Raw genomic sequence first — 24498 nt, forward strand, 5'->3', positions numbered from 1 at the left:
CGGCTGTCAAATGCCGCAGGAACGGCGTGACCGCGCATCCCGCGGGCTGACATCAGAACCGCTGAACGCCGTGTCTGGTTCCAGCGCCGCCGCAAACCGCGATGCGATCAGCGGTTCCCACGCGCCGCGGCGGCGGCTAGAAGCGAGTACCGTACCTTCCCGGGTTGCCGTGACCATGGCTCAGAACATCTACGACGATCCCGGCTTCTTCGCCGGCTACAGCCAACTGCCGCGGCAGGTCCGCGGACTGCTCGGCGCGCCGGAATGGGCCGCGATCCGCGCGATGCTACCCGATATCGCGGGCAAGCGCGTGGTCGACCTCGGCTGCGGCTTCGGCTGGGTGTCGCGCTGGATGCGGGGGCAAGGTGCATCCGATGTGCTCGGCGTCGACCTCTCCCAGAACATGATCGCCCGCGCCATCGCGATGACGCAGGACCCGGCCATCACCTACGAGATCGCCGACCTCGAGACGCTGGAGTTGCCGAAAGCGACGTTCGATCTCGCCTACAGCGCCCTCACCTTCCATTACGTCGGGGACTTCGATCGGCTCGCGCGCATGCTGTACCGCGCGCTCGTCCCGGAGGGACATCTGGTCTTCACCATCGAACATCCGATCTACATGGCAGCCACACGCCCGGACTGGGGACAGGATCAGGACGGCCGCAAGACCTGGCCGGTCAACCGCTACTTCATCGAAGGCGAACGCCGGACCGACTGGTACGTGCAGGGCGTGCTGAAATATCATCGCACCATCGGCACCACGCTGAATGCGCTGATCGGCGCCGGCTTCTCGCTGCGGCATGTCGAGGAATTCTCCCCGACACGCGAGCAGATCAGGGCGATGCCTGAGCTGGCCGACGAGCTCGAGCGGCCGATGATGCTGCTGGTATCGGCGCAGCGCTAAAGCGCGATGAGATTGGGTCGAATCGTCATCGCGCTTTAGCTCGTTGTTTGATCATGATCTTTTCCGAAAACCGCTTCGCACTTTTCCGGATCATGCTCTAGCTCACGCCGCGAGCAGCTTGTCGAATTCCTCGGGCGGGTATGATTTGCCGTCCTTGTCGGTGATCACCACCTGCCATCCTTCGCTGGCCCAGACCCTGGCCTTGGCGATGATGATGAAGGAGCTCTCCCGCTCGATCCTGACCGTTTCGTTCTCGCGTTCTGCGATCATCTTGTAGGCCAACGCTTGTCCCTCGCCGACATCATCCATTCCGGCGGTGTGTTGGCAGTGGCTTTGGGCTGCATTTCGCTGGGAGTGTGACAATTTGGTGGAAGCCTGCCGCAAGATGCGGCAGAGCGCAATTTGTGGTCGCGGCTACGCCAACTTGCCCATCAGGGTCGGCATATCCAGCGCCGACGAGTTGACATTGACGCTGCGCGCGAATCGCATCTGCGGTCCCTCGAAGGTGCAGGTCACGGTGTCGCGGAACGCCGATTCGACGAAGGTCCATGTCATCACGAAGGTGCGCAAGTCGCGCCAGGTACCGCTCGCGACCACGCGCATCACATCGGGCTGATACTCGTGATGCAGCTTGTTGCCGGTCATCGTCGTGGTGCCCTCGCGCGGCGCGTCGAGGCCGACCTCGATCGTGTGCGTGCCCCTGCCGTCCTCAAGCGTGAACGTGCAGGTCTTGTCGGCGAAGCTGAGATTGACCGATTTGATCGCGTCGGCATTCTCCGGCATCTGCCAGGTCTTGCCGGATATCTCCGCTGCAACCGGCGATGATGCCGCGACCAGCGGCGGTAGCAACTGCAGGGCCGAGGTGCGCGCCTTCAGCTTGTCGGCCTCGGCATCGTTCTTCGCCGCGGTGGCAGAGAACATCGCCGGGAAATGCCGGAACACCAGCTTGTTGAAACCGCTACGCTGCGGGATGCCGGCGGTGATCGCCAGCACCGCATTGTGCTTGGGAAAGACGAAGCTGAGCTGGTCGAACAGGCCGTCGGCGTAGAATGTCCCAGGCCCGATCCACCATTGATAGCCGTAAGTGTCCTTGACGTGCGGCTGCTGCACCGCCGCCACCCAATCGGCCGGCAGCACCTGCCTGCCGTTCCAGATGCCGTTCTGCGCGTAAAGGATGCCGAGCTTGAGGCAATCGACCGTCTTCCAGCTCAGCCCGTTGGCGCCGGGCGAGATACCTTCAGGCCCGACCGGCCATTCATAGCCCGAGATTCCGAGAGGATCGAAAAACCGCGGCTTGAGATAATCTGCGACGGCCTCGCCGGTCGTCTTGGTGACGATCGCCGACAGCAGATAGGTCGCAGCCGAGGTGTAGACCCATTTCGTGCCCGGCTGGTACACGACCGGGATCTTGAAGAACTCGGCGACCCAGCTGGTCTTGATCGGCCGCCATGCCGATCCCGAGGTCATCGCGGCGTGGCCGGTGCGCATGGTCAGGAGATCCTCGACCGTCATCGCCGCGAGCTTGTCGTCGACGACGGGCGGCAGCTTGTCCTTGAAGAACGACACCGCCTTGTCCTGCAGGCCGAAGCGCTTGTCGGCCATCGCTAGCCCGACGGCGCTGACGGTGACGCTCTTGGTCAACGAATGCATCATGTGGTTGCGATCGGCGCGATACGGCGACCACCAGCCCTCGGCAATCACCTGGCCGTTACGCCACAGCATGAAGCTGTGCAGCTCGTAGCCCTGGCGGTCGACGTCATCAAGGAAGTCGAGGATCGCTGATGGCGCAACGCCTTGTTCTTCTGGCCTGCCGCGCGACAGTCCGTCGGCAACACCGGTCTCGGCCTGTGCCGTCGTCATGGTGCCGAGTTGTCCGTCCGGCGCGAACAGCACGGCGGCTCCGCCCAGAAACAGTTGCAATGCTCCGCGCCGTGACGGCTGACCTGATGTGACGCCGTCAATTTCCTGATTGTCGTTTGGCATGGGCCGTCCTCCGAAAGCAGAACGGAGGTTATGGCTCCGGCCGGCACTGTCAACGCATGCGGCGCGCATGGCCCTAAAACGAAAAATCCCGCCTTGGCGGGACAATCCAAGGCGGGGAAAGGTTCGTTGGGTAGAAATCCACGCGCCTGGAAAAAGCGAGCGCGGGGAAGTAGCGGCGACAATTCTATTGGGCTGGGTGGTTCAGACAACAGGATTAAAGCGCGTATGACATCGGGACTTTTTCCCGATCCGGCCGGCAAAAAATCCCGAGCCTCGGCCGTGCGGCGCAGCTCACTGCACGACATCGAGCCTGACATTGGCGACGCCCTTGCCGATCATGCCGAGCGACTGGGCCGCGGAATACGAGACGTCGACGATGCGCCCGGGAACGTAGGGCCCGCGGTCATTGACGCGCACGGTGACCGAGCGGCCGGTCTTGACGTCGGTGACGCGCAGCTTGGTACCGAATGGCAATGTCGGATGCGCAGCGGTCAGTTCGTGCGCGTTGAACTTCTCGCCGCTCGCGGTCTCCTGCTCGTCGCTGTAGAAGCTCGCAACGCCTTGCGATGCGATCTTGCTGTCACCGGTCTTGCGCGCGGCGTAGGGCGCGTGCCTGTGCGCGGTTGCCACATGGGTGCGCACCGCGGACGACGCGGCCCGGGTCGGCTCAGCCGATGCCGGCCGGCTCGCGAGCGCCTGCGAGCGCTGGCTGACGACGGATGATTGTGCGCAAGCCGCGAGCGAGGCCGCGCCGATCACCACCGCGAACAGCCGCAGCGGCTTTCGCGCATGGGCAAACCGGATCGCGGGCGCGGCACCGCGCGCGCGGCAGATAACGTCGACGTACGAAATGACTGCATCGTCGCGTGTCATGTTGCATCCCCAACTCGCGCCCCAGCCCAAGCCGAAAATCCAACACCAGCCTAATGAGCCGAATCCAAACAGGGCGGAACGGTGGCGGAGCGCGATCAGACGCGCCGCACGTCGCGCGATTTCCCTTCAGGTGTGGTGGACACGCCACACAACCCGAGGAGATTCACCGGACACGCAGTCCTGGCGACCCCGGCTGCCGGCTCCGGTTCCCGAAACTCCTCAACCTCTCCACCCTCTCGCCTTGCTTTGGTCAAACCCGACTGGAGTTGTGGGGACCGGGCCAGGGGTCGATACAGAGCGAAATTTGCCGGCCGCCCATTTGCGGTTGACCTTGGACTGAAACGGGGACCGCCATGCAATCGACGATGAAAGACGCAGATCCGCACGATATTTTTGCGATCGAACCCAGCTTCGCTCCGGCCCGGCCGGACCATGCCGCTGCGCCTGCGGCAGCCGACGAGGCATCATCCGGACAGCGCGAGCCGTGGTTCGGCCCGAGCCTCGCGCCCTCGTCCACGCCACCGGTTGCGCCGGTCGCCTCGGTGCCGCCGGTCACGCCGGTAGCGGTGACGCCGGCTGTGCCGGAATACAGCGCTGCAAGCCATGACGGCAGGCTGGACGACATCCGGCTGGAGCGCGCGCCGCGTCCCACCAACAAATGGGCGATCCGCGCGTTCTGGTTCCTGTTCGCGATAGCCGGCGCCATGGGCACCGCGGCGTGGCAGCACTACGGACATCGCGTCAAGCAGATCGTGACCGAGTACGTGCCGCAGGCAGAGGCCCTGACCTCGCTGCTGCCGGGCAAGGCGGCTCCCGCGTCCGACCAGGCAAGCCCGCCCGTCGCGCAAGCGGCGGCGGCTGATCAGCCGCCTGACGCCGCTCCGGCCGTGGCGCCGCAGAACGTCGCCGGAGCGGCCCCGGCTGCCGTCGCGGCGCCGGTTGCGGCAGCGCCGGCCGCAGCCGCACCTGACCAGACGCAATTGCTGCAGTCGATGGCGCGCGATCTGGCGTCGATGGGGCAGCAGATCGAACAGCTCAAGACCAGCATCGATCAGCTCAAGGCCAGCCAGGATCAGTTGTCACAGCGCGTCGCGCGAACGACCGAGACCAGGGCCGTCGAACCACGGCCGGTTGCGCCGCGCCCGCGCGCCGCGATCACACCTCAGGCCGTGCCGCATGCGGCCGTTGCTCCACCGCCGATCCGTCGGCCGGCGCAGGCCTATATCCCGCCGCCGCCTCCGTCGGCATCAGCAGCGCCGCTGCCGGCCCCCGTCGCAGTCGCGCCGCAAGCTGCGGCACCGCGGCCGGTGCTGCCGCAGCAGCAGTCGAATATCGTCGATGCTGATGACAACGGCCCCGTGGTTCGGCCGCCGATGCCGCTGCGCTGACGGCTGAACAACTATAAAAAAAGCGGCCGATCGCGATGACGCGATCGGCCGCTTTTGCACTTCGCGTGCGAATTACGCGCTCTGTCCCGGCGGCAGCACGACCACGGTGGCGCCCGGCTTGACGTGCTGGTAGAGATCGATGACGTCGGCGTTGTTCATGCGGATGCAACCCGACGAGATCGCCTGCCCGATATATTCGGGCTGGTTGGTGCCGTGGATACGGTACAGCGTGTCCTTGTTGCCTTGGTAGAGGTAGATGCCGCGGGCCCCGAGCGGATTGGCCGGCCCACCCGCGACACGCGCCGGATACGGCCCGAGCCGCTCCTGGATATCCTTGGTCGGAACCCAATCCGGCCACTCCGCCAGACGGCCGACCGTGGCCACGCCGGAGAACGCCATCGCCTCCTCGCCGACGGCGACGCCGTAACGGATCGCCTTGCCGCCGGGCAGCACGTAGTAGAGATAGCGCGCGTCGGTATCGACCAGAATCGACCCCGGCTGCTCCTTGCGCGTGTAGTCGACAATGTGGCGCTGGAACTGATCCGGAATCTTGGCCTCCGCATAGGGCGGATGCGCCAGCAATTGCCGATCACGCGGCGTCATCGCGGCATCCGTCACCGGCGACAAGGTCGCCTGCATGCAGCCGCCAAGCGCAAGCGAACCAACCAGCACCGCAGCAAGCCCCAACTTCGACACGATCATTCTCCCCTGCGTCAACTTGTGGCACTTGCTGCCGAAATCGTGCTGAAATCGTGGCGGTACCGTTTGGAACACGGCTGTTTGATCGGTTCCTTCGGCAAGTGTGTCCTTGCGGTTGCAGTCGGTTCCCGCGGACGCTAGCCTTGCGGCAAAATGCTTAAGACATCGGGAGGAATTCGATGCGTTACGCTTTGCTGATCGGCGGCCTAATCGTCGCGGCGACGCCGGCCCACGCCGATCCGCGCGCGGCCTATGTCACGATGGTGCTGCGGGCCTTTGCCGCCAAGGTCGAGTGCCCCGGCACCGATCTGGTCTATCAGGACCTCGTGCAGCGCGCGCAGGACATGCATCTGCCCGACGGCACCACCGAACAGGTGCGCAAGGCGATCGCCTACATGCACACCGGCGGCAAGATGGGCGAGAAGCAGGCCGACGATCTGATGACCGAAGTCGCGATCGCAACCCAGACCACCGACCTCGATCAGCGCCGCGCCGGCAGCATGACAACCTGGTGCCAGGACCAGAAGACGCGGCTCGCGGGCTACATCAGGAGCAAGGAATAGAAAGCATCTTCAGGCGAAGTCGGCACCGGCTCGCGTGAGGAAGACGGCGCTCAGTACGGCGGCGCCTTGCGCGCGCGCTGGGCCTTGGCCGCTTCGATCCACCAGGTGAAATCGTCGGCGAAGCGTGGAAAGGCACGCTCGAGCGCTTTGCCGCCCTCGCCGATCGGCTTGCCTTCTGCGGATAGAGTCTGCGCGATCGGTCCTGCGCTGATCGTGCTCGACACCACCACCATCCCCATCTCGGACAGCGTGCCGTGCCAGGCGGTGGCGGCGCGCGCGCCGGCGAACCGCCCGGCCGAGTAGCTCGCGATCGCCGCGGGCCGCCAGAACCATTCCTCGAGGAAATGATCGGTCAGGTTCTTCAGCCCGGGCTGGATGCCCCAATTGTACTCGCCGGTGACGAACAGGAAGCCGTCGGCGTCGCGGATCTTGCCGGCGAGCGCCTCGAGCGCGGCCGGCGCCTGCCCCTTGGGATGTTCCTTGTACATGCGGTCGAGCATCGGCAGGCCGACCTCCTTGGCGTCGATCAACTCGACGTCGTCGCCGCGCCCGCGAAGGCCGTCGATGACGAAATGCGCCAGCCGGATGCCCATGCGATCCGAACGATAGGAGCCGTAGAGAACGAGAATGCGGTGGGTCATGATGCGCCGATCCTAGCATGGCCCTGCGACGGCCGTCGCGCGACTTAGCGCGAAGACCCGGCGCGCAGATGTTAACCGCCGCCCCCGCGTATTTTCCCGGCGTTAAGCAATTGGTCGCACGCCTGCCGCGGTGGCCAAAAATCGCCAGATTTGTTTTCTGGATATGTCGTCGCTTCGAGAAAGGAGAACCGACATGCCGATCGCAAGGCTATTTTTTGCAGGCTCGCTCGCCGCCATTGCCGCCATCGCCACACCGGCGCTGGGCAAGAATGCCGAGCGGCAGAAGCCCGACGAGAAGTCTACCACCGCCACGCCGACAGGTTGCCAGGCCTATCAGCAAGCCCCTGACGGCACCTGGAACCAGCTTCCCTGCGGCGAGGCGGGCTCGGGCGGCACGACCCAGCACCGCGCAGCGACCAAGGGCGCCGACGACGACGAGCACTGAACCGTCACGCCTGGCCCTTTGCCCTGGCCGAGCCTTGCCGGCCTGTCGCGATCGGGGCGGTGCGGCGCGTTTCAAATGATCGGGACCGCTGGGACCACCGCGGCCCCGTATCATAAACCCAAGCTTAATGCGCACCCGGTACGGTTGAGGCCTCTCCCTCCCTCGTCAAGAAATGGCGCGCATCCCATGAAAATTGGTACTCTCCTGACGGCCGCGATCGTCTCGTTGTCCGCGGTCGGCGGCGGGCTCGCGGCCTATGTCGCGGTCACCAAGTACCAGACCATGGACAAGGTCTCGACCGCGCAGAGCCGGCTCGAGATCGTCCGCGCCGTCGGCGATATCCCGCGCTACATGAACTCCGAGCGTGGCATGTCCACCAACCTGCTGTTCAGCACCGGCGCGATCGACCAGAAGCAGATCGGCGATCTCGACAAGCTGCGCAAACTGACCGATGGTGCGCTCGCCAAGGTCAATCAGGTCCGCGCTGCGCTGCCCGGCGCGCTCGACGATGGCGAAGCGGTCGCGAGCGCGATCGACGCGCTGAAGGCGAAGTTCGCGGCACTCCGCGACGCGATCGAGAAGGCGATCGCAGGCCCCCTCGACGCACGCAAACCGGCGGCCGCCAAGATCGTCGCCGACAATTCCGTGTTCAATGCCGGTGTCACCACGCTGCTCGACGAACAGGTGCGCCGCCTCGCAGGCCTCGACGGCAATGCCTACCGCCAGGCCAGCTACGCCAACGTCGCCTGGACGCTGCGCGACATCGGCGGGCTCGACGCCAGCCTGCACAAGGCCCTGGTCGGCGCCAAGCGCGTCGCCACCGAGCCCGAGAAAATGGAGCTCTATCGCTCTACCGGCCGTACCCAGCAAATCCTCTCGACGCTGCAGGAGCTGCGCAACAACCCCGCAACACCGGCGAACGTCATGACGGCGCTCGGCAAGATGCAGGCCGACTATGTGGAACGCTTCGGCAAGGCGCTGAAATTCGCCAAGGAAGGCGCAACCTCGGGCAAGTACGAGCAGGACGTCGAGACCTACTATGCCGAGTCCCAGTTCGGCCTCGCCTCCATCGTCACCGTGCGTGATGCGTTCTACGAGAATGCCGAGCAGGGCCTTGCCGCCGCCTATTCATCGGCGCGCTTCAGCTTTGTGGTGGCGTTGGTCGGACTGCTCGCGGTGATCGCCGGCAGCGCCGGCCTCATCGTGATGGTTCGCCGCCGTATCCTCAACCCGATTGCCGCCCTCACCGGCCGCATGTCGCGTCTCGCCGCGGGCGAAGTCGCCGAAGCCATCCCGGGCGCTGCGCGCAATGACGAGATCGGCGCGATGGCCGCCGCGGTGCAGGTATTCAAGGACAACAAGATCGAAGCCGATCGTCTCGCCACCGAGAAGGAAGCCGAGAACGACGTCAAGATGCGCCGCGCCCGCGCGCTCGACGATCTGACCCGCGCCTTCGAGGCCAAGGTCACCGAACTGGTCGGCGGATTGTCCGCGGCGTCATCTGTCATGGAGGACACGGCGCAATCGATGTCGGCCACCGCATCCGCCACCAATCGCCAGGCCGCAGTGGTGGCCGCAGCGTCGGATCAGACCTCGACCAACGTGCAGACGGTGGCGAGCGCGACCGAGGAACTGACCTCCTCGATCTCGGAGATCGCCCGCCAGGTCGCGACCTCGACCGAGATCGCAGCGCGCGCCGTCGACCATGCCCGCCGCACCGGCGACACCGCGCGCTCGCTGGCCGAGGGCGCTCAGAAGATCGGCGACGTCGTGACCCTGATCCAGAGCATCGCGGCGCAGACCAACCTGCTCGCGCTCAACGCCACCATCGAGGCGGCCCGCGCCGGCGAGGCCGGTCGCGGCTTTGCCGTCGTCGCTTCGGAGGTGAAATCGCTGGCCGGCCAGACCGCCAAGGCCACCACCGAGATTTCCGAGCAGATCACCGCGATCCAGACCGCGAGCGACGAGACCGTGACCGCGATCAGGAACGTCGTCGACGTCATCACCGAGATCGACCAGATCGGCACCGCGATTGCGGCCGCGATCGAGGAACAGGGCTCGGCGACCAAGGAGATCTCGCGCAGCGTGCAGGAAGCCGCGCGCGGCACCCAGGAGGTCAACTCCAACATCTCCGGCGTGCAACGCGCCGCCGACGATACGGGCGCGGCGGCAACCCAGGTGCTGGGCGCGGCCGAGCAACTCTCGACGCAATCCAAGGACCTCGCCGGCCAGGTCAACCGCTTCCTGTCAGACGTCCGGGCGGCGTAGTCGCAAATCCGTAGGACGGGTAGAGCGAAGCGAAACCCATCAATTGCGCTGGCGCGGCGAGATGATGGGTTTCGCTTCGCTCTACCCATCCTACATTCTGCGCTCGCAATGACGGCATGAGCTTGAGGGCCTGCTAGCCCCTAGCCTCCCCGCAGGCCGAGCACGCGGCGGGCGATCGCCTGGCGATGGACTTCGCTCGGGCCTTCATACACCCGCATCAGGCGAGCCTTCTGCCAAAGCGCGTTGAGCGGCAACTCCAGCGTCACGCCGAGCGCGCCGAGCGTCTGCATGGCGTGGTCGCAGGCGTCATAGGCCATCTCCGTCGCGAACACCTTGATCATCGAGGCCTCGTGGCGGATATCCTCGCCGCGATCGGTCTTGTCGGCGGCCTCGCGCACCATCAGCCGGCAGGCATGCATGCGCGTGGAAATATCGGCGATCCACCACTGGATCGCCTGGCGCTCCGCGAGCCTGACGCCGAAGGTCTCGCGCTGCTTGGCGTGCTCACACATCATGTCGAGCGCGCGCTTGGTGATGCCGACACAGGTCGATCCCATCTCGAGCCGCCGCGTGCGCAGGCGCAGCTGCATCGGCGCGTAGCCCTTGCCGACCTCGCCCAGCACGGAGTCCTTTGGGATGCGGCAATCCTCGAACACGATCTCATAGGTCGAGCCGCCGCCGACCATCGGGATCTCGCGCTCGATGATGAAGCCCGCCGTGCCCTTTTCGACGATGAAGGAGGTGATGCCGCCCTGGCGCTGGTCGTTGCCGATCCGCGCCATCACGATGATGAAATCGGCGGCGCGCGCATTGCTGATCCAGATCTTGCGGCCGTTCAGCACCCATTGCTCGCCCTCCAGCACGGCGCGCGTCTTCATGCCGGCGGGATCGCCGCCGGCGCCGGGCTCGGAGATCGCGATCGCCGACACCATCCGGCCCTCGATATAGGGCTGCATGTATTTCTTCTTCTGCGCCTCGGTGCCGACCGCCTGCAGCATGCGCAGGTTCGGCGAATCCGGCGGCAGCACGAACGGCACGCAGCTGCGGCCGAGCTCCTCATGCACCGCCGCCATCGTGCGCGTCGGCAAATCATGACCGCCGAGATCCTCCGGTGCATCGAGGCCCCAGAGCCCGAGCTCCTTGGAGACGTCGCGCAGCCGCTTGCGCTGCTCCGAGGTGAGTTCGGGATGATCGCTGCCGGGCAGTTTCGATTTCAGATATTGCGGCTCGAGCGGGATCAGCTCGCGATCGACGAACTTCGCGACGGTCTCGCGGATCATGGCTGTCTGTTCGTCATCGCTCATCTGGGATTCCTCACCTGTGCTGTTTCGCTTCACAAAACCAGTAGCGCATTTTTTGTCGGCAAGAATAGTCGAAACGCGCGCTCACGCTCACCGTCGCGCGAGGGTTTCATGGTGCGGAATTCAATATCCCGCGACGCGGTGAGTAGCAGCGAAATCGCGCGAACAGTTCGCGGCTAGAGCCCCGTTCCGATGGAATCGGAACGGGACTCTCGGTTCTTGTCTTGACGCGTTTTCTTCACGCGAACCGATATCCACTTCGCCCGAAAACGCTCTACTCGGCAAAGCCGACATAACGGACGAAGTCGCTGTTGGCCTCGCGGTCCGACCGCACCGCATTGGCGGCGAAACTGTCGTCGGGGTAGCCCATCGCAACGCAGGTCATGATCACCTGGTCTTCGGGGATATTGGCGACTTCGCGCACGATGTCGGAGCGCATGATGCCCTGGCCGTTGATCACGCTGCCGAGGCCGCGATCCCAGGCCGCCAGCACGATGCCGTAGCAGAGCGCGCCGAGATCGAAATGGCAGACCGCGCCGGGATCGAGGATCCGGTCGTAGGCCAGGACCAGCGAGACCGGGGCGTCGAACTGGCGGAAGCCGCGCAGCACCCAATCCTGCCGCATCGGCTTGTCGTCGCGGGCAATCCCCATGGCGCCAAACAGCTTCTTGGCGATGTCGACCTGGCGACCGCGGTGCACGCCCTGGTATTCGCCATGGCTGACGATGTCGCGCTTGGCCTTGGCGCCGGCGACCATCTCCTCCATGTTGCGGCGGCGCACTTCCTCCAGCGGCGCCCCGGTCAGGACGTGGACGTGCCAGGGCTGGGTGTTCATCGAGGACGGCGCCCGCTTGGCCACCTCGATGATCTCCTCGATGGTCGCCCGGGACACCGGCTGCTTCTTGAACCCGCGCACGCTTTTGCGTGTCTGTACCAGCGTCTCGAATTCCATTCCGCGTTTCCCCCACTTTGTTCCGCGCCGCACACGGAATTTTTCCGCGGCTATCCGGGTATTTTATAGACAAAATCGGCTGTGGGAACTTGATCGGGCCAAGAATCCGATATCCAATTCGGCCCTGATTTGGTTTAGGGAGAACCCAGATGAAGCGGATTTTCTTGGCGGCCGTGATCGCGACCTTTGCCGCCGGTTCGGCATTTGCGCAGGACGCCTCCTGCGAGACGAAAGCCGTCGGCAAGGACGGCAAGCCGCTGGCCGGCGCGGCCAAGACCTCGTTCATGAAGAAGTGCACGACCGACGCCTGCGAGACCAAGGCGGTCGGCTCCGACGGCAAGAAGCTCGCCGGCGCGGCCAAGACCTCGTTCATGAAGAAGTGCCAGAGCGGCGCCTGAGCCGCTCGCCGGCGCGTTTCTCCCCTCAATCGGGACAGATCATCGGGTCGCGCCGGGCGCGACCCGATGATTATTGGTGGGTGGCCGTACGTTGTCGGCGAAGGCCCGGGGTCCTCAGAACGAGACGCCGACCCTGACGCCCCTGGTCCAGACCCGCCGGCAACGCTTCCGGGTGTTGCCGTGGAACATCTCGAAACGCTCCGGCAGCTGGATCGGCTTGGAGAACTCCAGGCAGGCCCCGCCGGCGGAATAGTCGACCAGGCGGCATTCGATCAGCGGCGTCTTCGGGTCCAGCTGGAGCTTGACCACACTGGAGACGCAACCCGACGGTCGAACACGCGCAAATCGCCGGGGATGCATCAGGCCGCCTCTGGTGGAATCGTACCGACAGATTCCCCGGCCCACGTTAAGATTCCGTTCAGACGGATTGTTACGATTCGTGTCTGCCCGATGACGAATCGGGGCGCGCGCGGGAGGCCGCTAGCGTCTCCGACGGCGCTTCGCCGAACTGCGACCGGTAGCTCCGCGAGAAGTCGCTGAGGTGCCAGAACCCGTAAGCCAGCGCACAGGCCTTGACGCTAGGCGCGCCGGCGAGCAGTTGCTTGCGCACCAGCCACAGCCGGCGCAGCCGCAGATAGCGATGCAGGCTGACGCCGCGGTAGCGCTGGATGGCGTCGTGCAGCGTGCGCACCGAGACGCCGATCTGGTTGGCGAGTTCGCCGCTATAGATCGGATGCGCGACGTCGCCGGCGAGAATGGCGCGCGCGTCGTTGAACACCTTGAACTGGCGCGTCGTGTTGGCGCGCGTCGCCCATCTGGCCGGCACGATTTCGGCGAACGCGTTGTCGATCGCCGCAAGCAGCGTCTCCTTGATCGATGCACCCGTGGCGAACTCGGCTATCGTCACCTGGTCCGACGTCACGAGCAACGCCTGCCTCACAAGTTCACGCAGCAGATCCTGCGCGCGTTGTGAGATTTCGTGAATGCTGAAATGGAGACCGGGGTTCGGCCAACCGCGGTCAAGGATCTCGGGCGTGAACATCACCGAGGCGTACCGGCGGGGTGTCTCCTCGACGGACGTGTAGAACGCGCCGCTGCCGCCGAGCACGATCACCGCGCGGTCGCGCTCGACGCCGTTGAAGCGCATCGGCACGCCGTCGTCCATCGTGAAGCCGATCGCGGTCGTACGCGGCGCAAGCTGGGCATCGACGATCCGCGGAAACGACTGCGTGTAGTTGAGCTCGCATCCCGGCAAGCTCAGGATGACCTGCTCGGCCGAAATCTTCCGCGCAAGTGGCGTGAAATCGACATCCAGATTTCGGATCGAACTCCGGAATGCGTCAACATCGTCAAAACGAAAGACTCTCGGCACCAGCAACGGCGCCGTCAAATGACCGCTCCCATGAAATGTTCTTCTCGAAATATCTTGCACCACGCCGCGACCGGCGCGCCGGCGTTATCGATAATGTCCATGCAGCAAATGCGAATCGTCTGACGATTTCAATCGGGAAAAATGCGGGCCATTGGTCGCGCTGGACCAGCAGGCAAGTATCGTCGCTGCCGAATTTCGATAGTGTTTGCCGGGATATCCACCGTCGAGACCAGCCATCCCTCAGATTCTATACCCCTATTGGAGATTCGGGGAGCAGATTGGCGTCGGGAACAATGACGTTCCCTTGTCGCGGAACATTTTAGGACCGCCATGACAGTTATTGCCTCCGATCTGATTGCCAAGCTCGACCACGTCTTGAAAACCGGCTCCCCTGACCTGCGCACGCGGATGCTGCAGGAGGTGGCTGGGCTGTTTCTCGAGGACGCACATCGCCTCGGTGCGCGCCACGTCGAGGTGTTCGACGATATCCTGATCCGCCTGACCGAGAGCGTCGAGCTGCGGACCCTGACCACACTCAGCCGCTCCCTCGCCGACCTGCATCTGGTGCCGCGGGAACTCGCACGTCGCCTCGCCAACCATGACGACGCCGACGTTGCCGCTCCGATCCTGCGGAGATGCGAATGCATTCCGGAGTCTGATCTGATCGACATTGCCTGGATGCGGGCCGAGGGACACCTCGGCGCGATCGCAGGGCGCAAGGCCGTGAGCCAGGAGCTCACGGATATTCTGCTGATGCGTGGCGACAGCAGTGTGCTTCGCGTGCTCGCGAGCAACCCCGGCGCTGATATGACCAGCGCAGGCCTTGCCATGATGGTCGATGCCGCCGAACGCGACGAGGGCATGGCGGGCGCGTTGATAGCGCGCAAGGACCTGCCTGACCGCGTTCTTGCCGACCTCGTGATGCGATCCACGCCGCGCCAGCAGGCCCGGCTACTCAAGCTGGCACGCCCCGGCATCCAGCATGCAATCCGCGCCGCCATCGACGCCAGCACTGCCCGCGCCCCCGCAAACCCGCCAGCCACGATCGACGATGCGCAGGCGCGGTCCGGGTGACGCTGCCCCGAACGTTCGCGACGCCTACTCCCGCTTGAAGCGGTAGTCGAAGCGGTCGCCGTCCGCCTTGATCAGGCCGACGGTCGGGGAAGGAAAATGGATCGGCAGGATCAGCGTGTCGGTCCCGGCGACGGAGGCAAAGAATTTCCGCCGCGACACCGCCGATTGCTTCGGATCCCAATCCGGCTTCGCCGACCACTCCGGCTCGCGGCACTGGATCGCGTGGTGCATCAGGTCGCCCGCGACCACCGCGCGCTGCCCCTTCGAGACAATGTTGACGCAGCAATGACAGGGCGAATGGCCCGGCGTCGGCGTCAGCGTCACGGTATCGTCGAGCGCATAGTCGTCGTCGACCAGGAGCGCCTGCCCGGCCTCGACGATCGGCAGGCAATTGTCGCGAAACACCGTGCCGGGTGGATTGGCGCCCCTGGCGTTCTCGGCCTCCCAGGCCGCATACTCGCCCTTGTGGAAGACGTATTTCGCGTTCGGGAAGGTCGGCACCCAGCGTCCGTCGCGCAGCGTGGTGTTCCAGCCGGTGTGGTCGATATGCAGATGGGTGCAGAACACGTAGTCGATCTGCTCATAGGAGATGCCGAGCGCGAACAGCTCGTTGCGCCAGCGCTCCTTGCCCGGAAAGTCGAACGGCGGCGGGTGCCCCTTGTCCTCGCCGGTGCAGGTGTCGACCAGGATGGTGTAGCGCGGCGTCCGCACCACGAAGGTCTGGTAGGTGATCACCATCATGCCGCGGGCGGCATCGAAGACTTCGGGCTCCATCGTTTTCAGGTGATGCTTGAACACGGCGTCGTCATAGGTCGGGAAGAAGTCCTGCGGCCGCCGCCACGGTCCTTCGCGCTCGATCACCGCGTCGATCGTGATGTCGCCGATCCTGATCTGCTTCATGGCCGTCTCGCTCCCGCTTTTTTGTTCAAGCGTAGCGGGCGACGCCTGGCCTCACAAGCCGAGCAGCACGCAGCGTGCCATGCTGCTTTGCATCGCTGAAAGCGCCAGTCGAACCCTGCCAACAGCGCGGTGCTTAAGGACGCGATGGTGCGGGCGATTGCCGCAGGCGACGCACTGAAAAACCAGACAGCAGGTGCCTGCTCTCTTCTCCTGTCATCTCGCCGTAATAGAAATCGTGCGACTGAAACGGCCCGCCGCATCGAGGACAGATTCATGGCCGATCCGAAGCCTTCCCGCCCCAAGATTGCCGAAACCGTCATCGAGCCGACGGTCAAGCTGCGGGAGGTCAAGGTCGGGCGTTGCTGTGAAGTGCTCGGCGACACCGCAATCGAATACACCGAGCTCGGCGATTACTCCTATCTCGGCAGCGGCTGCATGGTCGCGGACGCCGTGATCGGCCGCTTCTGTGCGATCGCGGCGCAGGTCCGGATCGGCGCGCCCAATCATCCGCTCGAGCGCCCTTCCCAGCATCGCTTCACCTATTGTCCGGAATATTACACGGACACCGCCGAGCGCGATCATGACTTCTTCAAGAACAGACGCGCAGATCGCGTCGTGATCGGAAACGACGTCTGGATCGGCCATGGTGTGATCGTGCTGCCCGGCGTCACCGTCGGCGACGGCGCGGTGCTGGCGGCCGGCGCGGTGGTCTCGCGCGACGTCGCCGCCTACACCATCGTGGGCGGCGTGCCGGCCCGGCCGATCAAGGAGCGGTTCAGCCGCAAGATCGCGGCCGAGCTGTCGCAGATCGCCTGGTGGAACTGGCCGCCGGAAACCATCTGGGAGCGCCTGCCGGAGTTTCAGTCCGGCGATGTCGAAGCGTTCTGCGCGCGGTGGCGAACTTGAGCTAGCTCCGCAAGCCCGGTGCTTCCTGACCGGTGCGCGCGACGTATTCGGTGTAGCCGCCGCCATATTGGTGGATGCCGTCCGGCGTCAGCTCCAGCACGCGGTTGGAGAGCGCGGCGAGGAAATGCCGGTCGTGCGAGACGAACAGCATCGTGCCCTCGAACTCTGCGAGCGCATTGATCAGCATCTCCTTGGTGGCGAGATCGAGATGGTTGGTCGGCTCGTCCAGCACCAGGAAGTTCGGCGGATCGAACAGCATCTTGGCCATCACCAGGCGTGCCTTCTCGCCGCCGGAGAGCACGCGGCACTTCTTCTCGACATCGTCGCCGGAGAAGCCGAAGCAGCCGGCGAGCGCGCGCAACGAGCCTTGGCCTGCCTGCGGAAACGCGTCCTCCAGCGATTGAAACACGGTGCGCTCGCCATCGAGCAGATCCATCGCATGCTGGGCGAAATAGCCCATCTTGACGCTGCCGCCGATCGCGACCGCGCCGTCGTCCGGCTCGGTTGAGCCGGCGACCAGCTTCAGCAGCGTCGACTTGCCGGCGCCATTGATGCCCATCACGCACCAGCGCTCCTTGCGGCGGATCATGAAGTCGAGCCCGTCATAGATCCGCTTGCTGCCATAGGCCTTGTGAACGTTCTTGAGGCTGACGACGTCCTCGCCCGAGCGCGGCGCCGGCTGGAATTCGAACGCCACGGTCTGGCGCCGCCGCGGCGGCTCGACCCGTTCGATCTTGTCGAGCTTCTTGACCCGGCTCTGCACTTGAGCCGCGTGGGAGGCGCGCGCCTTGAAGCGCTCGATGAACTTGATCTCCTTGGCGAGCATCGCCTGCTGCCGCTCGAACTGTGCCTGCTGCTGCTTGTCGGAAAGCGCGCGCTGCTGCTCGTAGAACTCGTAATTGCCGGAATAGGTGGTGAGCTGGCCGGCGTCGATCTCGACCACCTTGTTGATGATGCGGTTGATGAACTCGCGGTCGTGCGAGGTCATCAGCAGCGCGCCTTCATAGCCCTTCAGAAACTGCTCGAGCCAGATCAGGCTTTCCAAATCAAGGTGGTTGCTCGGCTCGTCGAGCAGCATGACGTCTGGTCGCATCAGCAGAATACGCGCAAGCGCGACGCGCATCTTCCAGCCGCCGGAGAGTTTTCCGACGTCGCCGTCCATCATCTCCTGGCTGAAGCCGAGGCCAGACAGCGCCTCGCGCGCACGGCCGTCGAGCGCATAGCCGTCGAGCTCCTCGAACTGATGCTGCACCTCGCCATAGCGCGCGATGATGTCGTCCATCTCGTCGGCCTTGTCGGGGTCGGCCATCGCGGCCTCGAGTTCCCGGAGCTCGGCCGCGACCTCGCTGACCGGCCCCGCCCCGTCCATCACCTCGGCGACCGCGCTGCGACCACTCATTTCGCCGACATCCTGGCTGAAATAGCCGATCGAGATGCCGCGATCGAGCGAGACCTGACCTTCATCAGGGATTTCCCGGCCCGAGATCATCCGGAACAGCGTGGTCTTGCCGGCGCCGTTCGGGCCGACAAGGCCGATCTTCTCGCCCTTCTGGAGCGCCGCGGAGGCTTCGATGAAGAGGATCTGGTGGCCGACTTGCTTGGAGACGTTATCGAGGCGGATCATTCGAATACTGGAGAATTGAGGGTTTCCGGCCTCTTATTCGATCTGGGACGTGGGTGGAAGCCCATTCCCGTGGGTTTTGCGCCGTGCTGCATGCATGCCACGATCATGGCCGATGGAATATGACATGACATCCTTCGGTGATCGGGTCTGGGGCATCACATGCAAGTCTGGTTTCTCTATCTCCTCGCACTCGGCGCCGGCATCAGCGTGGCCACGCAGCAGGTCCTGAACGGCAATTTGCGGTCCGCCCTCAACTCCCCCGCCTGGGCCGGGCTGATCAGCTATCTCGGCGGGCTCCTGACCATGGCGGTCGTGCTGGTCGCGACGCGGGAGCCGGTGCCATCATGGAAACTGGTGACGGCCGTGCCCTGGTGGGCCTGGAGCGGCGGCATCCTCGGCGGCGTGTTCATCCTGTTGATGATCCTGCTGCTGCCCTCGCTCGGTGCCGCAACGTTGCTGGCGCTGGTGGTCGCGGGCCAGATGATCGCAGGCATCGCGATGGACCATTTCGGCGTGTTCGGTCTGGCGCAGCATCCGGTATCGATTTCACGGCTGGCCGGCATCGCCCTGATCATCGGCGGCGTGCTTCTGATCAAGGATTGAGGCGATCGACGAGCCCGTCGACGCGAATGATTCCCTGAATGAGAAAGCTTCGCTGAATCCGGCATCGCGTGACGTGATGACGCAACCACCCGCGTCATATCGAAGTGTGGACACCCGCCGATTCGTCACTTAGCTGTAGGCACCCGCTCGCGTTGTGCTGCGTTGCGCGGGATCTACACCCCCTGTTCACCACTCTCCAGTTCATTGCGTCCAAGCATTTGCGCATTCCGCTAATGTTCGCGCGGCCGCGACGTTGGCCCGAGGCCTCGAGGTGCATCACATGATCAATCGCTTTCGCTTGGCCGCTGCGCTGGCGCTGCTGCTCGGCAGCGGTGGCGCTGCGCCGGCACAGTCGATGCCCGACTACATGGCGCCGATCTCGGGCAAAACGACGTCAACGCCGGCCGATGTCGCGACCAAGGACGTGCTCGCGCTCAACACCGGCATGTTCGAGCTCTATGGCGATGCGGCGCGGATCTTCCAGAAGAACATCCTCTACAAGCACCCGGTGATCCTCGGCCTGTTCTCCGGCGCCGGCGGCCGCCTGATCCTGTACCGGCCGGGCAAGCCGCCGACCGAGGCGCCGCAGGTGCCGGTCGTCTATCAGCTGCTCAAGTCGGTCGGCCACAGCACGATGGCGCTGGCCGAGGTGGTCGGCCCCTATGTCGACAATCCTGACGACAAATCGTGGCGCGGGTCGATGCTGGCCTATCGCAGCCGGATGCAGTCGGCGCTCGACGGGCTCGATGCGACGCCGATGCAGGCGGACTGGCGGGACAACAACCGCGCTATCCTCACCAACAACATCGCCTTCATGGACGAATGCCTCGCCGCCGGCGCCATCCCCTTCGTGAAGCTCGAGGCCTTCGGCAAGAAGCAAGCGCCGCTGCTCGCCAGGAACGTCGCCTGGGCGGCGCAGACCCAGGTCGCGCACTGGATGACCGTGATGGCCGACTGGAAAACCCAGCTCGGCGCCGACTGGGACAAGACCTATGCCGCCAGCAACACGATCTATGTGGCGCGGCAGAACAATGTGATCTTCAGCGTGCTGGCGCAGTTCTTCGGGCCTGACGCCATCAACAGCCGCCTGATGCTGATCGAGACCATCTCCTTCACCACGACGCCCTCGGACATGCTGGAATCGCTGACCCGGATCATCGCCGACCGCTCGGTGGGCGCGCTGTTCTTCGGCAGCTATCACTTGATGGACTATGAGTTGATGGGCGGCGACGCGCGCGAGGCGATCATCGCCGAGACCAGGAAGCGCGGCATGACGGCCTTCCTGCCGCCGCTGGTGCCGTTCGGTTCCAAACAATGGCCGACCCTGATCACGCCGGGCCCTGGACCGGCAACGATCGCCGACCTCAAGTGAAGCTACGACCTATTCCGGCATTGCCGTTGCACTCGCTTTGCCGCAATACTTTCACGTGTATTTCAAATATTGTTAAACCCCGGCGCGATACGCCGTCGAGGTGTCGATGAAAGATCGGACCATGCGGCCCTCGCGACGCGAATTCGTGAAGTGGTTGTCGGCAGGCGGCATCTCGGTCAGCCTGTCGCATCTGGCGCTGGCGAAGGAGCCGGCATTCGGGAGCCGCGAGACGCTTCCGGGGCGCGGCCATTTCAATCCAGCGGCGAAAGGCGCCGGCCGCGTCGACGGTGTGGCCAAGGTCACCGGCGCAAAGCTTTACGCTTCCGACTTTCGTGCCGCCGACCTGCCGGGCTGGCCTGCGACGACCTCGCACGCCATCCTGGTCCGCGCCAATGACGCAACGCATGTCTATGCCGGCATGGACCTCGCCCGCCTCGACGGTCCGGCGAAACCCTCGATGATCGTGACGGCGGCCGACCTCGACCGGATCGGCACGCGGGTGCCGGAGTTCTACACCGGCGACCTGTTCTGTCCCGTCGGTAAGACCCCGCTCTACCTCGGACAACCGGTCGCGTTGTTGATCTTCGAGCAGTTCGACGCCTACGATCGCGCGCGGCTCGCGCTGCGCGACGTCGGCTTCGTCAAGTTCGGCGACGAGACCGGGCCGGTGATCCTGCCGGATTACGGCGCGTATCGCTTCACGCGCGTCGCCGGCGCGACATCAGATGCGCCCGACGTCTATTCGCCGATCCAGGCGGGTTGGGTGTCGCCGAGCCGGATCCAGAACGCGGCGCTGCCGGTCTGGCTGCCGCTCGCCAAGGAGACCAAGGCCGACTACGCCAAGGCTGCGACCCATGGCGAGCAGATCCGCGCCCAGCTTGCCAAGGATGATCCCTCGCAACTCGTGCTCGACCGCGAGTTCGAGACCCAGTCGGTCGATCCGATGTTCCTCGAACCGGAGAGCGGGCTCGCCTGGTACAGCGACAACAACGGCCAACTCGAACTGGTGCTCGGCGTGCAGTCGCCCTATGAGGCGACCGAGTCGATCGCCTTCATGCTCGGCAAGGCCCGTGCGCCGTTACGGCCCGCGCACATCAACGCCCAGTTCGCCCATGTCGGCGGCGGCTTCGGCGGCCGCGACCACACCCCGTTCGTGCTCTACGTGGCGCTGGCGGCAATGTTCTTCCCGGGACGGCCGGTGCGGCTGGCGCACGACCGCTACCAGCAGTTCCAGGGCGGCATCAAACGCCACCCGATCAAGATGCGCTCGCGGATCGGGATCGATCGCAAGAGCGGCAAGATCACGGCATTCGCCGCCGATCATGTGCTCGACGGCGGCGGGCTTGCCAACTTCTCCGCCAATGTCGCCACCGTCGCTGCGACCGCGGCGATCGGCATCTACGACATCCCGAAGGTCGACGTCACCACTGTGGCGGTGCATTCGCGCGGCGTCACCGCCGGTTCGATGCGCGGCTACGGCACGCTGCAGACCATGACCGCGCTGGAAGTGCTGATCGACGAGGCGGCGAGCGAGCTCAAGGTCGATCCGATCGCGTTCCGCCGCAACAACGCGCTGAAGCAGAACGGCCGGACCATGACCGGCAATCCCTACATCGTCTCGGTGCGCACGCCTGAGATCCTCGACAAGCTCGAGAAGCATCCGGTCTGGCAGCAGCGCGCTGACTTCAAGCAGAAGGCGCCGGAGGGGCGGCTGGTCGGCACCGGCCTCGCTTGCGTCACCAAGGATTACGGAGCCGGCGCGGATTGCTCGCTCGGCCGCGTCGAGATCGATCAGGAGGGACGGATCGCGATCCACTGCGATCACGTTGAGATGGGCAACGGCATCGGCACCGCGCTCGCCAACCGGGTCGCGGGCCATCTCGGCACTGTGGCCGACGAGGTCGCGGTCTCCCGGGTCGACAGCTACGACGCGCTCGGGCTCGTCACCTCGGGCGATCCCTACACGATGGATCAGAAGACCCAGGATCTCGCCGAGAAGAACCCGTGCTGGGTGCCTGCGATCAGCTCGGCGACCAGCGCATCGATCGGTGCCCATGTCGGCACGCATTCGGCGGCCGAGGCGGCGCGCGTCATCTTCCGCTTCGGCCTGTGGCCGGCGGCGCTCGAGCTCTGGCACATCGCCAAGGCCGATCCGCGCGCCCGGCAATGGGACAGAGCACGCTGGCAGGACGGCCAGCTCGTGCTCGACGATCTCGCGCCGCTGCCCTTGTCCAAGCTTGCCGCGACCGCGCATGCGCGCGGCTTCGTCACCGGCGCAATCGCGCACAGCTTTTCGCGCTGGGCCTGGTCGCGCGCGCGCTTCCCGCTGTTCGGCGAGCAGGTTCGTGCCGAGATCGATGCGCTGGCGATCCGCCGCGGTAGCGGCAAGTTCGAAAGGATCGATCGCGTCAGCGTCAAGTTTCCACCGACCGACAACAACCGGATCGGCACCGCCTACACCTCGATGTGCGGCACGCTGGTCCGCGTCGAGATCGAGCGCGCGACCGGTATCCTGCGTATCGCCAAGGCCTACAGCGTGTTCGAATGCGGCCAGGCGCTGGTGCCTGAAGTGGTGCTCGGCCAGTCCCATGGCGGCTTCGCCATGGGCGTCGGCTACGCGCTGCTGGAAACCCTGCCACCATTCGAAGGCGGTCCCGGCAACGGGCAGTGGAATCTCGGCCAGTACCTGATTGCGCGCGGCTCCGACCTGCCGCTGCACGACCTCGAGATCGAGATGCTGCCGCAGCTGACGCCGGACGAACCGCCCAAGGGCATGGCCGAAGTGGTGATGATCCCAATCGTGCCGGCGCTGCTCAACGCCATCAACGATGCCACCGGCCACCGCTTCCGCTCGTTGCCGGTGACCTCGAGCCTGCTCAAGGGAGCGCTTGCGTGACGACGCTCAGCCTCACCATCAACGGCCAGAAGCATGGTCCGATCGAGATCCGCGACGACCTCTCGATGAACGATTTCCTGCGCGAGATGCTCGGGTTGACCGGCACCAAATTCGGCTGTGGCGCCGCGCAGTGCCTGAGCTGCGCCGTCATCATCGATAACCCTGACGGCACCAGCTACACCACGCCGACTTGCGTGGTGCCGGCGGCGAATTTCGACGGCAAGGCGATCCGCACGGTCGAAGGCCATGCCAAGGACGGCGAGCTCTCCGCATTGCAGCGCGCGTTCATCGACCACTTCGCGTTCCAGTGCGGTTACTGCACGGCGGGTTTCCTCAACGAGGGCCAGGTGCTGCTCGAGCGGCTTGCGAAGACGCCGGTAGCGCGGGACCAACTTGAGACCGTCATCGCGGATGCGCTCGACGGCCATCTGTGCCGCTGCACCGGCTACATCAAATATCACCAGGCGGTGCGCGACGTGATCCTCGCCGATTCCAACCGCTATCTGACCGCCAACAAGTGAGCCCGCGATGACATCGGAAACGCGGTTTCGGATCATTGCGGTGCTGACGGCTCTCGCGACCAGCCTGTGCGCCGGCTACGCAGCGTCGGAGAGCGCAAGCCACGCCCTCGCCTCGCCGGAAGGCTTTGCCGGGATCGAGAATGTCGAGCAGCGCTCCGCTGCGATCTTCACCGAGCTCCGCAAGGTCCTGACCCATCCGCGCTGCACAAATTGCCATCCTGCCGGTGACAGCCCGCGGCAGGGCGACATCAGCCGCATCCACCAGCCGCCGGTCACGCGCGGCGCCGATGGTCACGGCACCAGCGCAATGCGCTGCTCGATCTGCCATCAGCACGCCAATTTCGATCCCGGCCGCGTACCGGGTCACCCGGAATGGCACCTCGCGCCGCGCGAGATGGCATGGGCCGGCAAGACCGTCGGTGAGATCTGCGCGCAGCTCCGCGACCCCGCACGCAACGGCGGCCGCAAGGTCGAGGACCTGATCGAGCATATCGGCAAGGACACGCTGGTGGGTTGGGCCTGGCATCCCGGCTTCGGCCGCTCGCCGGCGCCCGGCACGCAGGCGCAGGCCGGCGCGCTGGTCGAGGCCTGGGTGAAGACCGGTGCGGCCTGCCCGGCGCCATGACAACGCCACCGGCTAGTGGCGCTTGAAGTACTGCACGTCACGCTCGTGCTTCTGTGCCGCGGCGCGTGACTTGAAGGTGCCGAGATTGCGGCGCTTGCCGGTCTTCGGATTGACCTTGCGGGAATACAGCCGGTACTCGCCGGAAGTCAGCTTGCGGATCATGACGTCGCCTCGCCAATGCCTGTCACGG

The 24498-nt window shown here is 65.1% G+C and carries 25 protein-coding genes; 13 read left to right on the forward strand and 12 right to left on the reverse strand.

Annotated features, from left to right (window positions below):
* The first annotated feature begins 175 nt into the window (after nucleotides 1–175).
* Nucleotides 176–904 (forward strand): class I SAM-dependent methyltransferase, encoded by a 729-nt coding sequence (locus ACTUWL_RS00230; RefSeq protein ID WP_021079647.1) that lies wholly within the window; start codon nucleotides 176–178, stop codon nucleotides 902–904.
* Between the two features lie 102 nt (nucleotides 905–1006).
* On the opposite strand, the gene ACTUWL_RS00235 is transcribed toward ACTUWL_RS00230, so the two are convergent.
* The 3 genes from ACTUWL_RS00235 to ACTUWL_RS00245 all read right to left on the reverse strand — a co-directional run bounded on the left by ACTUWL_RS00235 (nucleotide 1007) and on the right by ACTUWL_RS00245 (nucleotide 3760).
* A complete protein-coding gene (locus tag ACTUWL_RS00235) occupies nucleotides 1007–1186 on the reverse strand; it encodes a hypothetical protein (protein ID WP_291737028.1) in 180 nt (59 codons plus the stop codon).
* A 132-nt stretch (nucleotides 1187–1318) separates the two neighbouring features.
* Nucleotides 1319–2887, reverse strand: coding sequence for a serine hydrolase domain-containing protein (locus ACTUWL_RS00240; protein ID WP_021079649.1), 1569 nt, complete (start codon nucleotides 2885–2887; stop codon nucleotides 1319–1321).
* 291 nt (nucleotides 2888–3178) lie between these two features.
* On the reverse strand, nucleotides 3179–3760 hold the full coding sequence (locus ACTUWL_RS00245) for a septal ring lytic transglycosylase RlpA family protein (RefSeq protein WP_021079650.1): 582 nt from the start codon (nucleotides 3758–3760) through the stop codon (nucleotides 3179–3181).
* Between the two features lie 365 nt (nucleotides 3761–4125).
* On the opposite strand from ACTUWL_RS00245, the gene ACTUWL_RS00250 reads away from it, so the two are divergent.
* On the forward strand, nucleotides 4126–5148 hold the full coding sequence (locus ACTUWL_RS00250; RefSeq protein ID WP_146160315.1) for a hypothetical protein: 1023 nt from the start codon (nucleotides 4126–4128) through the stop codon (nucleotides 5146–5148).
* Nucleotides 5149–5220: 72 nt separating this feature from the next.
* Here ACTUWL_RS00250 and ACTUWL_RS00255 read toward each other — a convergent pair whose 3' ends face one another.
* Entirely contained in the window at nucleotides 5221–5850 is a 630-nt protein-coding gene (locus ACTUWL_RS00255) for a L,D-transpeptidase (RefSeq protein WP_021079652.1), read from the reverse strand.
* Nucleotides 5851–6026: 176 nt separating this feature from the next.
* On the opposite strand from ACTUWL_RS00255, the gene ACTUWL_RS00260 reads away from it, so the two are divergent.
* The gene (locus ACTUWL_RS00260; RefSeq protein ID WP_021079653.1) at nucleotides 6027–6410 is read left to right on the forward strand and encodes a hypothetical protein; all 384 of its coding nucleotides are present in this window, start codon (nucleotides 6027–6029) and stop codon (nucleotides 6408–6410) included.
* A gap of 50 nt (nucleotides 6411–6460) precedes the next feature.
* On the opposite strand, the gene ACTUWL_RS00265 is transcribed toward ACTUWL_RS00260, so the two are convergent.
* On the reverse strand, nucleotides 6461–7051 hold the full coding sequence (locus ACTUWL_RS00265; RefSeq protein ID WP_021079654.1) for an NADPH-dependent FMN reductase: 591 nt from the start codon (nucleotides 7049–7051) through the stop codon (nucleotides 6461–6463).
* A gap of 193 nt (nucleotides 7052–7244) precedes the next feature.
* Between ACTUWL_RS00265 and ACTUWL_RS00270 the strand changes: the two genes are divergently transcribed.
* Together ACTUWL_RS00270 and ACTUWL_RS00275 are read left to right on the forward strand one after the other, a co-directional pair.
* Nucleotides 7245–7496, forward strand: coding sequence for a hypothetical protein (locus ACTUWL_RS00270; protein ID WP_021079655.1), 252 nt, complete (start codon nucleotides 7245–7247; stop codon nucleotides 7494–7496).
* A gap of 186 nt (nucleotides 7497–7682) precedes the next feature.
* Nucleotides 7683–9764 carry a methyl-accepting chemotaxis protein gene (locus tag ACTUWL_RS00275; RefSeq protein WP_021079656.1) on the forward strand — a complete coding sequence of 694 codons (2082 nt, stop codon included), beginning with the start codon at nucleotides 7683–7685 and terminating at the stop codon, nucleotides 9762–9764.
* Nucleotides 9765–9904: 140 nt separating this feature from the next.
* Here the strand turns inward: ACTUWL_RS00275 and ACTUWL_RS00280 are convergent, their stop codons facing one another.
* Both ACTUWL_RS00280 and ACTUWL_RS00285 read right to left on the reverse strand, forming a co-directional pair.
* Nucleotides 9905–11068, reverse strand: coding sequence for an acyl-CoA dehydrogenase family protein (locus tag ACTUWL_RS00280; RefSeq protein ID WP_021079657.1), 1164 nt, complete (start codon nucleotides 11066–11068; stop codon nucleotides 9905–9907).
* A 271-nt stretch (nucleotides 11069–11339) separates the two neighbouring features.
* Nucleotides 11340–12017, reverse strand: a complete 678-nt coding sequence (locus ACTUWL_RS00285) for a nitroreductase (RefSeq protein ID WP_021079658.1) — start codon at nucleotides 12015–12017, stop codon at nucleotides 11340–11342.
* Nucleotides 12018–12166: 149 nt separating this feature from the next.
* Between ACTUWL_RS00285 and ACTUWL_RS00290 the strand changes: the two genes are divergently transcribed.
* On the forward strand, nucleotides 12167–12415 hold the full coding sequence (locus tag ACTUWL_RS00290; RefSeq protein ID WP_021079659.1) for a hypothetical protein: 249 nt from the start codon (nucleotides 12167–12169) through the stop codon (nucleotides 12413–12415).
* Between the two features lie 114 nt (nucleotides 12416–12529).
* On the opposite strand, the gene ACTUWL_RS00295 is transcribed toward ACTUWL_RS00290, so the two are convergent.
* Together ACTUWL_RS00295 and ACTUWL_RS00300 are read right to left on the reverse strand one after the other, a co-directional pair.
* Complete coding sequence (locus tag ACTUWL_RS00295; protein WP_021079660.1) at nucleotides 12530–12775, reverse strand: PilZ domain-containing protein; 246 nt, start codon at nucleotides 12773–12775, stop codon at nucleotides 12530–12532.
* A gap of 70 nt (nucleotides 12776–12845) precedes the next feature.
* Nucleotides 12846–13805 (reverse strand): helix-turn-helix domain-containing protein, encoded by a 960-nt coding sequence (locus ACTUWL_RS00300; protein ID WP_021079661.1) that lies wholly within the window; start codon nucleotides 13803–13805, stop codon nucleotides 12846–12848.
* A gap of 312 nt (nucleotides 13806–14117) precedes the next feature.
* Here ACTUWL_RS00300 and ACTUWL_RS00305 point away from each other — a divergent pair, with 312 nt between their 5' ends.
* Nucleotides 14118–14861 (forward strand): DUF2336 domain-containing protein, encoded by a 744-nt coding sequence (locus ACTUWL_RS00305; protein ID WP_021079662.1) that lies wholly within the window; start codon nucleotides 14118–14120, stop codon nucleotides 14859–14861.
* 24 nt (nucleotides 14862–14885) lie between these two features.
* Here ACTUWL_RS00305 and ACTUWL_RS00310 read toward each other — a convergent pair whose 3' ends face one another.
* The gene (locus ACTUWL_RS00310; RefSeq protein WP_021079663.1) at nucleotides 14886–15761 is read right to left on the reverse strand and encodes an MBL fold metallo-hydrolase; all 876 of its coding nucleotides are present in this window, start codon (nucleotides 15759–15761) and stop codon (nucleotides 14886–14888) included.
* 273 nt (nucleotides 15762–16034) lie between these two features.
* On the opposite strand from ACTUWL_RS00310, the gene ACTUWL_RS00315 reads away from it, so the two are divergent.
* Nucleotides 16035–16667 carry a DapH/DapD/GlmU-related protein gene (locus tag ACTUWL_RS00315; protein ID WP_021079664.1) on the forward strand — a complete coding sequence of 211 codons (633 nt, stop codon included), beginning with the start codon at nucleotides 16035–16037 and terminating at the stop codon, nucleotides 16665–16667.
* A gap of 1 nt (nucleotide 16668) precedes the next feature.
* Here ACTUWL_RS00315 and ACTUWL_RS00320 read toward each other — a convergent pair whose 3' ends face one another.
* Nucleotides 16669–18291: an ABC-F family ATP-binding cassette domain-containing protein gene (locus tag ACTUWL_RS00320; RefSeq protein WP_021079665.1), complete on the reverse strand. Its 1623-nt coding sequence runs from the start codon at nucleotides 18289–18291 to the stop codon at nucleotides 16669–16671.
* A 159-nt stretch (nucleotides 18292–18450) separates the two neighbouring features.
* Here ACTUWL_RS00320 and ACTUWL_RS00325 point away from each other — a divergent pair, with 159 nt between their 5' ends.
* The 5 genes from ACTUWL_RS00325 (at nucleotide 18451) to ACTUWL_RS00345 (ending at nucleotide 24308) form a co-directional block, all read left to right on the forward strand.
* Nucleotides 18451–18894: a DMT family transporter gene (locus tag ACTUWL_RS00325; protein WP_021079666.1), complete on the forward strand. Its 444-nt coding sequence runs from the start codon at nucleotides 18451–18453 to the stop codon at nucleotides 18892–18894.
* Between the two features lie 280 nt (nucleotides 18895–19174).
* A complete protein-coding gene (locus ACTUWL_RS00330; protein ID WP_021079667.1) occupies nucleotides 19175–20266 on the forward strand; it encodes a hypothetical protein in 1092 nt (363 codons plus the stop codon).
* A gap of 121 nt (nucleotides 20267–20387) precedes the next feature.
* A complete protein-coding gene (locus ACTUWL_RS00335; protein ID WP_035651860.1) occupies nucleotides 20388–23162 on the forward strand; it encodes a xanthine dehydrogenase family protein molybdopterin-binding subunit in 2775 nt (924 codons plus the stop codon).
* Entirely contained in the window at nucleotides 23159–23683 is a 525-nt protein-coding gene (locus ACTUWL_RS00340) for a (2Fe-2S)-binding protein (RefSeq protein ID WP_021079669.1), read from the forward strand. The genes ACTUWL_RS00335 and ACTUWL_RS00340 overlap by 4 nt, the downstream gene beginning before the upstream one ends.
* Nucleotides 23684–23690: 7 nt before the next feature.
* Nucleotides 23691–24308 carry a hypothetical protein gene (locus ACTUWL_RS00345; RefSeq protein ID WP_021079670.1) on the forward strand — a complete coding sequence of 206 codons (618 nt, stop codon included), beginning with the start codon at nucleotides 23691–23693 and terminating at the stop codon, nucleotides 24306–24308.
* Between the two features lie 12 nt (nucleotides 24309–24320).
* On the opposite strand, the gene ACTUWL_RS00350 is transcribed toward ACTUWL_RS00345, so the two are convergent.
* Nucleotides 24321–24470, reverse strand: coding sequence for a hypothetical protein (locus ACTUWL_RS00350; RefSeq protein WP_021079671.1), 150 nt, complete (start codon nucleotides 24468–24470; stop codon nucleotides 24321–24323).
* Between the last annotated feature and the right edge of the window lie 28 nt (nucleotides 24471–24498).

It is taken from the genome of Bradyrhizobium sp. WCU1 (assembly GCF_053474805.1).

What these genes read in the sequence shown, in the direction of transcription:
- ACTUWL_RS00230 (WP_021079647.1), top strand. Translation starts at nt 176, where the DNA reads ATGGCTCAGAACATCTACGACGATCCCGGCTTCTTCGCCGGCTACAGC.
- ACTUWL_RS00240 (WP_021079649.1), bottom strand. Translation starts at nt 2,887, where the DNA reads ATGCCAAACGACAATCAGGAAATTGACGGCGTCACATCAGGTCAGCCG.
- ACTUWL_RS00245 (WP_021079650.1), bottom strand. Translation starts at nt 3,760, where the DNA reads ATGACACGCGACGATGCAGTCATTTCGTACGTCGACGTTATCTGCCGC.
- ACTUWL_RS00250 (WP_146160315.1), top strand. Translation starts at nt 4,126, where the DNA reads ATGAAAGACGCAGATCCGCACGATATTTTTGCGATCGAACCCAGCTTC.
- ACTUWL_RS00255 (WP_021079652.1), bottom strand. Translation starts at nt 5,850, where the DNA reads ATGATCGTGTCGAAGTTGGGGCTTGCTGCGGTGCTGGTTGGTTCGCTT.
- ACTUWL_RS00260 (WP_021079653.1), top strand. Translation starts at nt 6,027, where the DNA reads ATGCGTTACGCTTTGCTGATCGGCGGCCTAATCGTCGCGGCGACGCCG.
- ACTUWL_RS00265 (WP_021079654.1), bottom strand. Translation starts at nt 7,051, where the DNA reads ATGACCCACCGCATTCTCGTTCTCTACGGCTCCTATCGTTCGGATCGC.
- ACTUWL_RS00270 (WP_021079655.1), top strand. Translation starts at nt 7,245, where the DNA reads ATGCCGATCGCAAGGCTATTTTTTGCAGGCTCGCTCGCCGCCATTGCC.
- ACTUWL_RS00275 (WP_021079656.1), top strand. Translation starts at nt 7,683, where the DNA reads ATGAAAATTGGTACTCTCCTGACGGCCGCGATCGTCTCGTTGTCCGCG.
- ACTUWL_RS00280 (WP_021079657.1), bottom strand. Translation starts at nt 11,068, where the DNA reads ATGAGCGATGACGAACAGACAGCCATGATCCGCGAGACCGTCGCGAAG.
- ACTUWL_RS00285 (WP_021079658.1), bottom strand. Translation starts at nt 12,017, where the DNA reads ATGGAATTCGAGACGCTGGTACAGACACGCAAAAGCGTGCGCGGGTTC.
- ACTUWL_RS00290 (WP_021079659.1), top strand. Translation starts at nt 12,167, where the DNA reads ATGAAGCGGATTTTCTTGGCGGCCGTGATCGCGACCTTTGCCGCCGGT.
- ACTUWL_RS00295 (WP_021079660.1), bottom strand. Translation starts at nt 12,775, where the DNA reads ATGCATCCCCGGCGATTTGCGCGTGTTCGACCGTCGGGTTGCGTCTCC.
- ACTUWL_RS00305 (WP_021079662.1), top strand. Translation starts at nt 14,118, where the DNA reads ATGACAGTTATTGCCTCCGATCTGATTGCCAAGCTCGACCACGTCTTG.
- ACTUWL_RS00310 (WP_021079663.1), bottom strand. Translation starts at nt 15,761, where the DNA reads ATGAAGCAGATCAGGATCGGCGACATCACGATCGACGCGGTGATCGAG.
- ACTUWL_RS00315 (WP_021079664.1), top strand. Translation starts at nt 16,035, where the DNA reads ATGGCCGATCCGAAGCCTTCCCGCCCCAAGATTGCCGAAACCGTCATC.
- ACTUWL_RS00320 (WP_021079665.1), bottom strand. Translation starts at nt 18,291, where the DNA reads ATGATCCGCCTCGATAACGTCTCCAAGCAAGTCGGCCACCAGATCCTC.
- ACTUWL_RS00325 (WP_021079666.1), top strand. Translation starts at nt 18,451, where the DNA reads ATGCAAGTCTGGTTTCTCTATCTCCTCGCACTCGGCGCCGGCATCAGC.
- ACTUWL_RS00330 (WP_021079667.1), top strand. Translation starts at nt 19,175, where the DNA reads ATGATCAATCGCTTTCGCTTGGCCGCTGCGCTGGCGCTGCTGCTCGGC.
- ACTUWL_RS00335 (WP_035651860.1), top strand. Translation starts at nt 20,388, where the DNA reads ATGCGGCCCTCGCGACGCGAATTCGTGAAGTGGTTGTCGGCAGGCGGC.
- ACTUWL_RS00345 (WP_021079670.1), top strand. Translation starts at nt 23,691, where the DNA reads ATGACATCGGAAACGCGGTTTCGGATCATTGCGGTGCTGACGGCTCTC.
- ACTUWL_RS00350 (WP_021079671.1), bottom strand. Translation starts at nt 24,470, where the DNA reads ATGATCCGCAAGCTGACTTCCGGCGAGTACCGGCTGTATTCCCGCAAG.